The following is a 13,119-nucleotide window of genomic DNA, read 5'->3' as shown; positions in this document are numbered from 1 at the left end:
AATGAATTAATGACGATTTAAATGTCTACTCCAACTGAAAACTCCACACCTCCAAAGTTGTAAGAACTGCCGATAATTCCTCCAAAATCTGAACGATAACCTTGATAAGAATAGCCGAGAGCAGTACTGATTCCAACTTTACTATGTCCAAAATAAAAATGACAACCTACTTGTGGAGCGATATAAAGACCATCAATGTTTCCTAAACTATATCCGACCTTTGCAGCTATGTAGGGTGAGAAGTTCTTACGCATAGACTTATGGAATTCAATCCTTGTATCTACAAAGACTGGAAAATTCCATTCTTCAAGTCCCCACCAGTAAGTAGCTTCGACACCAGCACCTAAAAAGAAGCCTGGTGAGAGTTCCATACCATGCGAGGTATATATGTAATTTCGGTTCTGACTATAATCTCCCGTACCTATTACTAAGCCTTCTCCTATGAAACCTCTATAACGTGGAGCCTGTTCCCAACCATAACTTTCATCGCTCTGTGCATTCGCAACAACACTGCATAAGAGCAATACTACCAAAATTATAAATCCTTTGAAATCTTTTCTCATATCTTAAATATTTAAGGATTACAATGTCTGCGGTTTACTCCTTATACTTCTTAATGATCAACGCTGAGTTTGTTCCACCGAAACCAAACGAGTTGCTCAGCACAATATTAACATCTGTGTCAATAGTAGTCGTTGCAAGATTCAATTTCTCTGAATGTTCATCAGGATTCTCAAAATTGATATTTGGTGCAACAAAATCATGTTGCATCATTAGAATACTATACACTGCTTCTGACGCACCAGCCATCCAGCATTCATGTCCCGTCATACTCTTTGTTGATGAAATAAGAGCATGCTTTCCTTCGAACAAACGATTCAATGCTATTGCCTCATACATATCACCTTGAAGGGTGCTTGTGGCATGAGCATTAATATAGTCTATATCATCAGCTTTCATGCCTGCAGCGTTCAATGCACGATTCATTGCTATCTCGCTACCTTCATCAGATGGCTGACTGATACCACCGCCATTACTTGAGAAACCATAACCAACAATTTCAGCTAAGATATTTGCTCCACGTGCCTTTGCGTGCTCATAATCTTCCAAAACTAATGAAGCAGCGCCACCGCTCGGTATCAAACCATCACGATCTTTATCAAATGGTCGACTTGCCTTTGTTGGTTCATCCATGCGAGCCGAGAAAGCACCAAGTGCATCAAACGATGCCATAGAATAATGGTTTGTTTCTTGAGCCCCACCACATAGAACCATATCCTGCAATCCTTGTTTAATCATCATGAAACCTAAACCAATCGAATGGCTACCGCTGGCACAAGCTGAACTGACTGTAAAGTTAACACCACGCAAATGGAATATGGTGCTTAGGTTCATATTCACAGTAGAGTTCATCGATTGAAAGATAAGACCATAGCCTAACATAGCAGAATCGTGCTTCTCGTCCATTATCTTTGAAGCCTCTATAACCGGTTGTGCCGAAGAATCATTACCAAAGATACAGCCTACCTCATTCTTACAGAGATAGTCGTCTGATATTCCTGCTTGTGCAAAGGCCTGCAGACTTGACATATATGCATATCTTGCTTCCTCCGACATACAGGCACGTGTATGACGATCCAGCATTTTCTTTGTTATGACAGGGTCTTCTACAATACCTGTAAGAGCTGAACGATAACCATAAGCAAGGCGCTCTTCTTGAATACCAATACCTGATTTTCCTTCATACAATGATTGCTTTACTGTCTCAAGATCGGTTCCAAGACAAGACCAAATTCCCATTCCGGTTATAACTACTCTTCTTTCCATTTTTATTTGTAATAGCTTTTCCTCTTATTTTTTGTTCATATAACAAAATAATGGAACAGCTGAACTTTTCTAAAATACTAAAATATACCTAACACAATTTATGTATATAATCCTCCATTCACATTGATTACTTCTCCCGTAACATAGGCTGCAGCATCAGAAACTAAGAATGCTACTACAGCTGCGACCTCCTCTGGCTTACCAAAACGGCCTACGGGTACAAGCTTCTTCAACTCTTCCTCTGGCAATTCTTTTGTCATATCCGTTTGAATAAAGCCTGGAGCAACAGCATTTACAGTAATATTGCGAGGTGCAACTTCCTGTGCCAATGCTTTTGTCGCACCTATCAGAGCTGCCTTTGCCGCACTATAATTAACTTGTCCAGGCATACCTTTTAATCCAGACAATGACGTCATATTAACAATTCGACCACCATGCTTACGAGGCATCATGTGTTTCAGAAGTCGTCGTGTGAGGTAGAAGAAGCCATTCATATTCGTATCAAGCACTCCATGCCAGTCTTCGTTTGACATCATAAACATAACGTTGTCACGACGAATACCTGCATTGTTTACTAAAACGGAAATAAATTCATTTGGATGAGCTGCTTCCCATGCATCAACAGCTCCTTCTATTGCCTTTGGATCAGATACATCAAAGGGTAAAAGCTCCGCATGACCACCATTGGTCTCTATCTCTTGCTTTACATCTTGTGCTGCTTGTGAATTAGAATGGTAATTGATTATTATTGAATATTGTTCTGCTAAAAGCAAGGCTACGGCACGTCCAATACCTCGTGATGCGCCTGTTATTAAAGCATACTTCATATTTTATGATTTTTTAATTACGCCATAAAAATTAAATAGAGTTTGTTTCTGTCCGAAAAAACCACTGCAAAGATATAAAATAATTTTTTTAAATCGTGCAAGGACAAGTCAAATAATGTCATTCTGATAGAAAAACCTCACTTAGACAGATTTTGTTATGCACTGAAAGATAAGCTATACAAAAAGATAACTATAGTTTCAAGCAACATTTATATCTCTATTATTTCTGTTTTAAAAAGTACTATTTAGTTTGACAAATAAATGGTTTTAATAGAATGGATTGGTAATAATAGCTAAAATTTTAGGCATAAAGTTTTACAATTACCAACAAGAAGAACTTCTTAAAGGTGGTGAAGACTGTATTTAAAGGGTATGAGGGTATGCCAAAAGTAAAAACTTTGACACACCCTCATCACCTTATTTACAATGTAAATATAGCTGTTCTAATTGATCTCTACTATTGCATGATACTTTAATTAAATATTCTTATCATTTGTCCCAGCAGTACATATAACTGAGAAACACATTGAAATGCTTCATCTTCTGTTACCTTAGTGCGCACTCCTTTGATTCCTAAAGCATTTAGTTTCTCTACCTTATTCCACAGTTCCGTAACTCCAATGTCAAGCAATTCTATTGATATTTGCTTGTCAACCTTTTGGTATAGGGCTGATATAATATGGTTTAAGCAGACGCTAGACTTTGCTTTCCGTTTCCTTCCATCTGCATCAATGGTCTCATCTGATATTGGACAAACAACATTAGCATAATGACACAACACCTTTCTTATATTCCATAGGGCTTCAGATAAATTATTTGCCGAGCCAGAATAAAGGTGTACGTCTATATTATTTAGCTCTTCTTTAAATTGTTCGTCAATAGAAGAAAGGGTAGAAATTACGAACTTCTTATTAGATTCATAGTATCTTGAGAGACTGTTGCCTCTCATCAATTCTACCTCATTAGCGATAAGGTAATCTATTGCTCGGGTTTTAATTCTATTCAAAATACAATCTATCTCTTCAATGCTGTTGTTCAGAACGTTTCGAACCTGCGCATCATTGTTTTCTGTATGGTTGGTTTCGGGTATTTTATCGTCGCTTGCTTTAGATAAAGATGCAATTTTTATAGCCAACGAATGCTTCCGAGATTCTATCCCACCTACTGAAAAAGCCAGTGTATTATCTTTGATGATAAGCTTACCATTACTCACTTCGTACTGATTTATTTGCCTTTCGTCAGTCCATATCTTTGTGTATAAAGTTTCTAACTCATCAAATTTCTTCTTATCAAAGCTCCACATGAATTGGTTTGCGATATCTTTCAAAACATCACCATCATGTAATTCGTACTCAATCCACCATAGGTTTTCTACATCTGCACGTATTGTGGCTATTCGTTTACAAGAAAGAAGCAACGCACTCACAGGGCTATCTTTCTCACTTAACACTTGTCTTATTAGTTCTAAGAGGTATGATTTAGGCATATTATATTGGTTTTTTATTTTAAATTGATAAGCAACAATATATTCACTATATTGAAAACATAACTGTACCAAGGCCTGGTAGCATTGCTACCAACACATGGTACGGAGACTACCAAGCCATGGTAGTGTGGTAATAAAGCATCTATGAGAAATCGTAAATGTCTTTGTAATTATCAAATTTGAGGTTCTCTGTATAGCCATAGGAAAGGAAAAGGGAGACAATCCATTCCTGTTGTTCTGGCGTAAGGAGAAGTTTTCCATTGTGGTAACGATAATAAGTGCCGTGTCCGCCAAGGTATTCTTTAATAGAATTGCGCAGAGATGCACTATCTTTTCGCTTCACTTGATTAAAGATAGTATCAAAACCCCAGGCTGCATGGATAACTCTGATTTGTTTAAACTTACAGCATTTGCCATTCTTCAGTGCTGTAGGGTAAACTGCTGCTCCAAAAGCAACATCGTCAGACAATACTGTTCCAGCCAAATGACGGATGCAATCTTCTGCCATCGGGCAGCTTTTTATAAAACAGACGGGCCAAGTTGGAGGCACTAAGTCGTATGTAAAATCTTGGTATTTATTCATGATTGTTATTTATTTCTTACTTTCTTTATCAGGCAATGCCTGTAGATTGAGGTGTCTAAAATTATTTAGCATATCTTATAAGTGTCATAGTTTAATCACAATAATGGGAGGAGAACTTGTTCAATGGGACAGTAAAATAGTTTTGGTTTTACTCTTGACGCTGTTCAAATGTACTTTTCATTACCCTGAAAGGGATTCGATTGTGATGTTTAAGACTAACTTCTTTAGGGAGAAAGGTGGGATCAGGTTTAGTTATCTTACCAAAACCGATATCAACGGCTATAAGATACATGAAGTGAGAGAGCCCTAAGGATTTTGGCATTGGCTTCGTCTGATATTCCGTTATGTTACAGACTACTCTTTGAGTTCTAGTAATCTCTTGTGAAAAGGAAGCATTAAAGTAGGTCATTGTTTCTGTAAAACACTTCATATCCATCCTATAAAGACTCTTATTTGCCATAAGTGGCGGTTGCTTAAGACGGGCAATTCCAAGCTTTTTATCCACCGCTGCACGATAAATGCGGTTGCGGTCTTTTACCAATTCACCGATGTTAAGATAATAAAGAGGAAAAGGAAAAGCCTCTTTACGCTTTACATAAGTAATCGGGAAAGCTTTGTTACAAAGAGAACCCCTTTGTACAAATGTTAAATTTACCATTTAATGATTGATTCAATTGGTTATACTTCTACAGATTCTTGGTCTATGTAATAATTTCAATAATAGATATCTGGAAACAAAATTACGACTTTTACTCCAAAGTTTCTTCTCTGTAACAATAAAAATAAGCCTCAACAATCTTTATTAAAGTTTTATAGTCAAATTTAAGAAAATTACAAACAACTTTCTATTCATATTATCCGAATTACAAAAACCCGTGCTCTTATTTCTGCAGATAAGTATTTACGGGCAATAGCATACTTATAAGCAACTACATTTTTCTATAGAAGAAGTTCGCTTATAACAGGATATTGTTGTAACTTTGTGTAATAAACAAATGTACAACAATGAAGAAAGGAACGTTATTTTTAGCACTTTGGCTTGCTGTTTCGAGCTTTGCAATATTGAATTTGCAAGATAATAACAACAAAAAAACAGTGCAAGTAACCAGCAAGCAAATCCAAAAGTCGACAACAGCGCAATACATGGAGCAGCAAGGACTAGTTGATATAAAAAGCGTAGATCCTACTATTAAGGTAGCTTTGATGTACGCTCGGACAGACAACTTCTGTCGCAAGTTGCTTTATACCAATCTTCGCGAAGCCTATGCATTACCTCAATGTGCTGCAGCTTTAAAGAAAGCACAAACCGAACTGAAACGCCTTCGCCCCGATTTAAGCCTCATCATCTTCGACGCAACACGTCCAATGAGCGTACAACAAACGATGTGGGACGCTGTAAAGCATACCAATCACAGCTTTTACGTATCAAATCCCGCCAACGGAGGGGGCATGCACAACTACGGAATGGCTGTAGATATAAGCATTTGCAAAGCTTTGTGGAACGAAAAGCAATGGCGAGAGGGTTCAACACCGTGCCGAATAGATACCATTCCAATGGGTGTAAAGGTGGATCACTTAGGTTACGAGAGTCATATTGATAAAGAACAGCAGCTATTAGCAAAAGGAATACTTACAAAAGAAAGTCTGGCGAACCGACAATTGCTGCGCCGTGTGATGAAGGAAGCTGGTTTTCAACCGCTAAGAACAGAGTGGTGGCACTTTAATTTATGTTCTCGTGCTTGGGCAAAAGCCAATTTAAAGGTAGTAAAATAAATTTTCCCACATTATTATATATAGCACTTGGAGACTTCAGAATTTATCCGTCAGTATGCTAACGACGATGTTAAGATGCTTGCACTCTTAGGAAAACGTTTTCCAAAGGTGGATTTACCTTATGTGCTTGACCAAATTAGAGGACGACAATTAGCACGAACCAAGCTGCCTGCATGGGCAAGTAATGAGGGTATTGTATATCCGCCTCACCTCAATATGGAGCAGTGTTCAAGCGAACAAACTGCTTTATATAAACAGAAATTAGCAAACCGTCTGCTGAAAGAACTTCCAAATGATAGCGAGACTATACTTACAGATCTTACTGGAGGCTTTGGTGTAGACTTCGCATATATGTCGAAACCTTTTAAGAAAGCACTTTACGTAGAAAGAAACGAGCAACTTTGTAGTATTGCAACACAGAATTTCAAGAGCTTAGGTTTAAATAATATCAGCACAAAAAATAGCGATGCCATCGAAATTTTACATGAATTAGAATATGTTTCTATCCTTTTCTTAGACCCAGCACGTCGCAACAGCAATGGAGGCAAGGTTGTTTCAATAGCAGATTGCGTGCCCAATGTATTAGAATTATGCGATGAAATGGTAGAAAAAAGCCACTTTGTAGTGCTGAAACTTTCTCCGATGTTAGATTGGCATAGTGCGGTAACACAACTAAAATATGTTACGGAAGTTCACATTATATCGGTTAGCAACGAATGTAAGGAGCTTTTACTGGTACTTACCAATAGGAATAAGACGGAGATAGATAACAAAACCAATACGATTAAGGTATTTTGCGTAAACGATAACGATATTTTTAGTTACGAAGAAGATATTCACAGCGAAAAAGAAGGATTACTCCAACAGAACATTCTTGGCAAAGATGTCGCTCTTCCACCCTATCTTTACGAGCCGAACGCTTCGATAATGAAAGCAGGATGCTTTGCTCAGGTAAGCCAAACATATAATGTATCAGCATTAGCACACAACTCCCATTTATTTGTTTCGCCTAATTTGCTTTCCGACTTCCCTGGTAGAAAATTCAAAATCTTACATACCTGCACACTGAATAAGAAAGAATTACGCCATGCTTTAGCAGATATAACGCAAGCAAATGTCGCTGTTAGAAACTTTCCGATGCGCGTTGATGAGCTAAAGAAACGACTTAAACTACGCGACGGAGGCGAAAACTATATTTTTGCCACTACGCATGACGACAAAAGACATATATTAATAATCACCAAAAAAGAGACTTAAATTTGGCGATATTGCTTAAAATAAGTACCTTTGTAAGTTGAAAAGTAACGTAAGATAGAAATTTTAGATTATGTCATCAATACAAATTAAGAAGGTAGCGAACAAAGAAGACCTAAAATCTTTTATAGAATTTTATTACGACCTTTATGCTGGGAATCCCTATGCAGTACCAAACCTTTATACAGACGAATGGAACACGCTCTCTAAAGATAAGAATCCTGCTTTTGAATTTTGCGAGGCTGAATATTTCATAGCCCTTAAAGATAACAAGATTGTTGGTCGTGTAGCAGCTATTATCAACCACAAAGCCAATCAAAAATGGGAACGAAAAGACGTTCGCTTTGGCTGGATAGACTTCATTGACGATATTGACGTTTCTAAAGAACTGCTCAATGCAGTGGGCGATTACGGACGTTCGAAAGGTATGGAAACCATTGCAGGACCATTAGGTTTTACCGATATGGATGCTGAAGGAATGCTAATAATGGGCTTCGATCAGTTGGGTACCATAGCAACAAACTATAACTACGACTATTACCCAAAGCACGTGGAGGCAATCGGAGGTTGGGAAAAAGACATAGACTACGTTGAATACAAGATAAGCGTGCCCGACTCTATTCCCGAAAAGCTTGTAAAGCTCTCTGAAATGATCCAAAAAAGATACAACCTACATATCAAAAAGCTCACAAAAAAGGAAATTTTTGAAGGTGGTTATGGTAGAAAGATCTTCGAACTTATCAATAATACATACAAAGATCTATATGGTTTCTCTGAACTTACCGAACGACAAATCGACCAATACATAGATCAGTACTTCCCATATGCCAACTTAGACTTCATTACAGTAATTGAAGACGGTAACAAAAATAATCAAATTGCTGGAATGGGTATTACTATTCCTTCATTAAGCCGTGCTTTACAAAAGTGTAAAAAAGGACGTTTGTTCCCCTTTGGTTGGTGGCATTTATTGAAAGTGATAAAGTTTATGAAGACAGAAGGAGTAGACTTGCTACTCTTAGGCTTCCTTCCTGAATATCGTTCAAAGGGTGCAAATGCACTATTGTTCTACGATTTAATCCCACGTTACATTAAATATGGAATTAAATGGGGCGAAACTCAAGTAGAAATGGAGACCAATAACAGAGTACAAAGCCAATGGGAGATGTTCGATAGTGTTAATCACAAACGCCGTCGTTGCTATAGAAAGAACTTATAAAAGAAGAAACTATATTTTATAAAACAAGAAATAGGATTCAGAAAAGAATAATATAGAAATATCGTTTAAACGAAAATATGGCCGAAGAAAGTAAGAAATCAGTAGCATACACCGACGATAACATCCGACATCTTTCGGATATGGAACATGTACGTACTCGCCCTGGTATGTATATTGGACGATTGGGCGATGGAAAACTACCTGAAGATGGTATCTATGTGCTACTGAAAGAAGTTCTCGACAATTCTATTGATGAGTTTAAAATGAATGAAGGTACGCGCATAGAGATTGAAATAGAAGACAATCTTCGGGTTTCGGTTCGCGATTATGGGCGTGGCATTCCTCAAGGAAAGCTTGTTGAAGCGGTATCCGTATTGAATACAGGTGGTAAATACGACTCAAAGGCATTTAAAAAGAGTGTTGGTCTGAACGGCGTTGGTATAAAAGCAGTAAATGCGCTCAGCTCTAAGTTTGAGGTAAAGAGCTTTCGAGAAGGTAAGGTACGCTCGCTTACATTCGAAAAAGGTATTAAAAAGACCGATAAAACCACAAAATCTAACGATGAGCAGGGCACTTATATCTATTTTGAGCCAGATAACACTCTCTTTAAAAACTACTGTTTCCAAGACGATATTGTCGTTACCATGTTGCGAAACTACACTTATCTGAACACAGGGCTTACCATTATGTACAATGGACATCGCATTGTAAGCCGCCATGGACTTAAGGATTTGCTTTCAGATAACATGACTGGCGACCCGCTTTATCCTATTGTACATATGAAAGGCGACGATATTGAAATAGCCTTTACCCATACAAACCAATATGGAGAGGAATATTACTCGTTTGTTAACGGCCAACACACAACACAAGGAGGTACACATCAAAGTGCATTTAAGGAACATATAGCAAAGACTATCAAGGAATTCTTCGGCAAATATGAGTATGGCGACATTAGAAATGGTATAGTTGCGGCCATTGCTATCAATGTTGAGGAACCCGTTTTCGAGTCTCAGACAAAGATAAAGCTTGGTTCTACAGTAATGGCACCTGATGGAGACACCATCAATAAGTTTGTTGGAGATTTCATAAAGACCAATGTCGATAACTTTATGCATATTCATAAAGAAGACTTTACCGACATATTGGAAAATAAAATAAAGGAAACTGAACGCGAACGTAAGGCCATGGCTGGTGTAACAAAGCTTGCACGCGAACGCGCAAAGAAAGCAAACCTTCACAATAGAAAGCTTCGTGATTGCCGTGTGCACTTCAGCGACGTTAAGAATGAGCAAAAAGAAGAAAGTTCTATCTTCATTACTGAGGGCGATTCTGCCAGCGGTAGCATTACAAAAAGCCGAGATGTAAATACGCAAGCTGTATTTTCGTTGCGCGGAAAACCTCTCAACTGCTTTGGACTAACTAAGAAAGTGGTGTACGAAAACGAAGAATTCAACTTATTGCAAGCTGCTCTTGACATTGAAGATGGCTTAGATACACTTCGATATAATAAGGTAATTGTTGCTACCGACGCCGATGTTGATGGTATGCACATACGCTTGCTCATCATAACATTCTTCCTTCAGTTCTTCCCAGAGTTGATAAAGAAAGGTCATGTCTACGTTTTGCAAACACCATTGTTTCGTGTACGTAACAAAAGAACAAAGATAAAGAACAAGCAAATCATAGAAGAACAGGACGCAAAACGTTTGAAAGGTGAGAAGAAGAACGACCTTATCACAATTTATTGCTATACCGAGGAAGAGAGAATCAATGCAATTGAGGCGCTCGGACCCGACCCTGAGATCACTCGTTTTAAAGGTTTAGGAGAGATTTCTCCCGATGAATTCGCCCATTTCATCGGCCCTGACATGCGGTTAGAGCAGGTTACCCTTCACAAAAACGACCAGGTGAAAAACTTATTGGAATATTATATGGGCAAAAATACAATGGAGCGACAAAACTTTATCATTGATAACTTAGTGATAGAGGAAGACCTTTCAAATGATGTTCCGATGGATTAAGTTTTACTTAATTAGATAATAACAAACCCAAAGTAGGCTTACAGCTCTACTTTAAATAAGAACTGAAGATTATGAAGAAAATTTTTCTGATATCAATAATACTTTTGCTGTTCAGCACTTTTGCTACTGCGCAAGTGAACTTAAACTTTGGTAGCGACTCTCCCATGCGAAAGATGCAAATGGCGGAGATAGCTATTTCCAACTTTTATGTAGACGATGTTGACGAGCAAAAGGTGGTAGAAGATGCAATTCGTGGCATGCTGAAAAACTTAGACCCCCACTCTACCTATACAGATGCAAAGGAAACAAAGGCTATGAACGAGCCTTTGCAAGGTGATTTTGAAGGTATTGGTGTTCAATTCAATATCATTGACGACACTTTGGTGGTAGTTCAGACAATTATTAATGGTCCTTCTGAGAAGGTGGGCATCGCTCCTGGCGACCGTATCGTTATGGTAGACGACACACTGATAGCGGGTGTAAAGATGAATCGCATCGATATTATGAAACGTTTGCGTGGTGTGAAAGGAACAAAAGTAAAGTTGGGCATTATTCGCCGTGGTGTAAAAGGAATGCTAAATTTCGTTGTTACACGTGCTAAAATACCTGTCCACACGATCAATGCAGCTTATATAATTCGTCCTGGTATAGGTTACGTACGCTTAGAGAGCTTCGGTATAAAGACGCACGAGGAGTTTATGCAAGCCATTGATAAGCTAAAGCAGCAAGGTATGCAGCGTTTGATACTTGATTTGCAGGACAATGGTGGCGGTTTCCTCGAAGCTGCGGTACGAATAGCAAATGAATTCCTTCAAGATAACGACATGATAGTATACACAGAGGGCCGTCGTGTACCTAGGCAGGACTTCAAAGCAAGAGGCAACGGACGCCTAAAGGACATTCCTGTCTATGTTTTGGTAAACGAATTGAGTGCTTCTGCTGCAGAAATTGTTTCTGGAGCGATTATGGATAACGACCGTGGTGCTGTAATTGGGCGCCGTACTTTCGGTAAAGGATTGGTTCAACGACCATTCGAACTGCCCGATGGAAGTATGATAAGACTAACCGTTGCTCATTATTATATACCAAGTGGACGTTGCATTCAGAAGCCTTACAAGAAAGGAGACAAGGGTGATTACGACATGGACTTGGAAAATCGACTGAAGCACGGGGAGCTAACCAACCCTGATAGTATTCATTTTGCTGACTCTCTGAAGTTCTATACAGTTCGTAAACATCGCCCTGTATATGGCGGGGGTGGCGTTATGCCCGACTATTTTGTGCCGTTGGATACAACAAAGTTTACATCTTTCCACCGCAAACTTATGGCAAAGAATCTTATTATGGACGCTTTCTTGAAGTATGTGGACAACAACCGCAAGGCATTAAAGAAGAATTACAAGACATTCGAGGCCTTCGTAGCAAACTACGAATTGCCTGTTAGTCTTACCAATCAAATTATTGCAGAGGCTAAGAAACAAAAGATTGAACCAAAAGATACTAACGAACTCAATCAGACTTTGGCTTATATGCGCCATCAACTAAAGTCTCTCGTAGCACGAGACCTATGGGATATGAACGAATATTTCCGAATATGGAACGAACAGAACGACATTGTTCAGAAGGCACTTGATGTGATTGAGGCTGATAAGAAGAAGTAATTGAACACTACAATAAACATAAAAGCGAGCAATTTGCACCATTGCAAATTGCTCGCTTTTGCTTTTCTAAATACCATTACCAGCTATTAAGTGGCAATAATCTAATATATGAGCATCAGTAGCCAAGTAATATAACTTGTGCCTATCTACCCTTTCACAACTTAATCCACTCAAAGACATTATACTATAACATTACCATACCTTGTTTATATGGTTTCTCCCGGTCGTCTTTCGTCTTCATTTTGTCTGGTTAATTGCCTTTCTAACTTGCTTTAATATGCTACTTCTTCTCAATACGCCTATCTGTCGGCTCAACAATAAAATGAATATCTATAGATGCTAAAATGATTGATGGGGGTTAAAAATATAGCTATGAAATTGAGATTTTACAGAGAATAAATGTTTATTACAGGCCTATATGACAAAAATGTGCTTAAAATCCTTGTAACTATCTAATAATCATTA

The 13,119-nt window shown here is 38.3% G+C and carries 11 protein-coding genes; 5 read left to right on the top strand and 6 right to left on the bottom strand.

Translation table 11 applies throughout. The features are described from left to right. Window positions 1-17: 17 nt before the first annotated feature. The 6 genes from HXN26_RS05795 to HXN26_RS05770 all read right to left on the bottom strand — a co-directional run bounded on the left by HXN26_RS05795 (window position 18) and on the right by HXN26_RS05770 (window position 5,381). Window positions 18-563, bottom strand: a complete 546-nt coding sequence (locus HXN26_RS05795; RefSeq protein WP_025000331.1) for a hypothetical protein — start codon at window positions 561-563, stop codon at window positions 18-20. A gap of 34 nt (window positions 564-597) precedes the next feature. Next, on the bottom strand, window positions 598-1,827 hold the full coding sequence (locus tag HXN26_RS05790) for a beta-ketoacyl-[acyl-carrier-protein] synthase family protein (protein ID WP_273159490.1): 1,230 nt from the start codon (window positions 1,825-1,827) through the stop codon (window positions 598-600). A gap of 98 nt (window positions 1,828-1,925) precedes the next feature. Further along, the gene (gene flxB / locus HXN26_RS05785) at window positions 1,926-2,654 is read right to left on the bottom strand and encodes a flexirubin biosynthesis SDR family reductase FlxB (protein ID WP_025000329.1); all 729 of its coding nucleotides are present in this window, start codon (window positions 2,652-2,654) and stop codon (window positions 1,926-1,928) included. Between the two features lie 472 nt (window positions 2,655-3,126). Beyond that, window positions 3,127-4,140: a hypothetical protein gene (locus HXN26_RS05780; RefSeq protein WP_273159488.1), complete on the bottom strand. Its 1,014-nt coding sequence runs from the start codon at window positions 4,138-4,140 to the stop codon at window positions 3,127-3,129. A gap of 142 nt (window positions 4,141-4,282) precedes the next feature. Next, entirely contained in the window at window positions 4,283-4,723 is a 441-nt protein-coding gene (locus tag HXN26_RS05775) for a DUF6078 family protein (protein WP_025000327.1), read from the bottom strand. A 148-nt stretch (window positions 4,724-4,871) separates the two neighbouring features. Then, complete coding sequence (locus HXN26_RS05770; protein ID WP_025000326.1) at window positions 4,872-5,381, bottom strand: hypothetical protein; 510 nt, start codon at window positions 5,379-5,381, stop codon at window positions 4,872-4,874. A 347-nt stretch (window positions 5,382-5,728) separates the two neighbouring features. Between HXN26_RS05770 and HXN26_RS05765 the strand changes: the two genes are divergently transcribed. The 5 genes from HXN26_RS05765 to HXN26_RS05745 all read left to right on the top strand — a co-directional run bounded on the left by HXN26_RS05765 (window position 5,729) and on the right by HXN26_RS05745 (window position 12,654). Then, complete coding sequence (locus HXN26_RS05765) at window positions 5,729-6,496, top strand: M15 family metallopeptidase (protein WP_273159485.1); 768 nt, start codon at window positions 5,729-5,731, stop codon at window positions 6,494-6,496. A 27-nt stretch (window positions 6,497-6,523) separates the two neighbouring features. After that, window positions 6,524-7,753: a THUMP-like domain-containing protein gene (locus HXN26_RS05760; protein ID WP_273159483.1), complete on the top strand. Its 1,230-nt coding sequence runs from the start codon at window positions 6,524-6,526 to the stop codon at window positions 7,751-7,753. A gap of 70 nt (window positions 7,754-7,823) precedes the next feature. Beyond that, window positions 7,824-8,969 carry an N-acetyltransferase gene (locus HXN26_RS05755; protein ID WP_273159481.1) on the top strand — a complete coding sequence of 382 codons (1,146 nt, stop codon included), beginning with the start codon at window positions 7,824-7,826 and terminating at the stop codon, window positions 8,967-8,969. Window positions 8,970-9,046: 77 nt separating this feature from the next. Then, complete coding sequence (locus HXN26_RS05750) at window positions 9,047-10,993, top strand: DNA topoisomerase IV subunit B (protein ID WP_273159480.1); 1,947 nt, start codon at window positions 9,047-9,049, stop codon at window positions 10,991-10,993. 71 nt (window positions 10,994-11,064) lie between these two features. Next, window positions 11,065-12,654, top strand: a complete 1,590-nt coding sequence (locus tag HXN26_RS05745; protein ID WP_273159479.1) for a S41 family peptidase — start codon at window positions 11,065-11,067, stop codon at window positions 12,652-12,654. The last annotated feature ends 465 nt before the right edge of the window (window positions 12,655-13,119 follow it).

The sequence above is a fragment of the Prevotella aurantiaca genome (assembly GCF_015262605.1).
Lineage (GTDB): Bacteria > Bacteroidota > Bacteroidia > Bacteroidales > Bacteroidaceae > Prevotella > Prevotella aurantiaca.
This window is presented reverse-complemented; position numbering and strand designations above follow the sequence as displayed.

What these genes read in the sequence shown, in the direction of transcription:
- HXN26_RS05795 (WP_025000331.1), bottom strand. Translation starts at nt 563, where the DNA reads ATGAGAAAAGATTTCAAAGGATTTATAATTTTGGTAGTATTGCTCTTA.
- HXN26_RS05790 (WP_273159490.1), bottom strand. Translation starts at nt 1,827, where the DNA reads ATGGAAAGAAGAGTAGTTATAACCGGAATGGGAATTTGGTCTTGTCTT.
- flxB (WP_025000329.1), bottom strand. Translation starts at nt 2,654, where the DNA reads ATGAAGTATGCTTTAATAACAGGCGCATCACGAGGTATTGGACGTGCC.
- HXN26_RS05780 (WP_273159488.1), bottom strand. Translation starts at nt 4,140, where the DNA reads ATGCCTAAATCATACCTCTTAGAACTAATAAGACAAGTGTTAAGTGAG.
- HXN26_RS05775 (WP_025000327.1), bottom strand. Translation starts at nt 4,723, where the DNA reads ATGAATAAATACCAAGATTTTACATACGACTTAGTGCCTCCAACTTGG.
- HXN26_RS05770 (WP_025000326.1), bottom strand. Translation starts at nt 5,381, where the DNA reads ATGGTAAATTTAACATTTGTACAAAGGGGTTCTCTTTGTAACAAAGCT.
- HXN26_RS05765 (WP_273159485.1), top strand. Translation starts at nt 5,729, where the DNA reads ATGAAGAAAGGAACGTTATTTTTAGCACTTTGGCTTGCTGTTTCGAGC.
- HXN26_RS05755 (WP_273159481.1), top strand. Translation starts at nt 7,824, where the DNA reads ATGTCATCAATACAAATTAAGAAGGTAGCGAACAAAGAAGACCTAAAA.
- HXN26_RS05750 (WP_273159480.1), top strand. Translation starts at nt 9,047, where the DNA reads ATGGCCGAAGAAAGTAAGAAATCAGTAGCATACACCGACGATAACATC.
- HXN26_RS05745 (WP_273159479.1), top strand. Translation starts at nt 11,065, where the DNA reads ATGAAGAAAATTTTTCTGATATCAATAATACTTTTGCTGTTCAGCACT.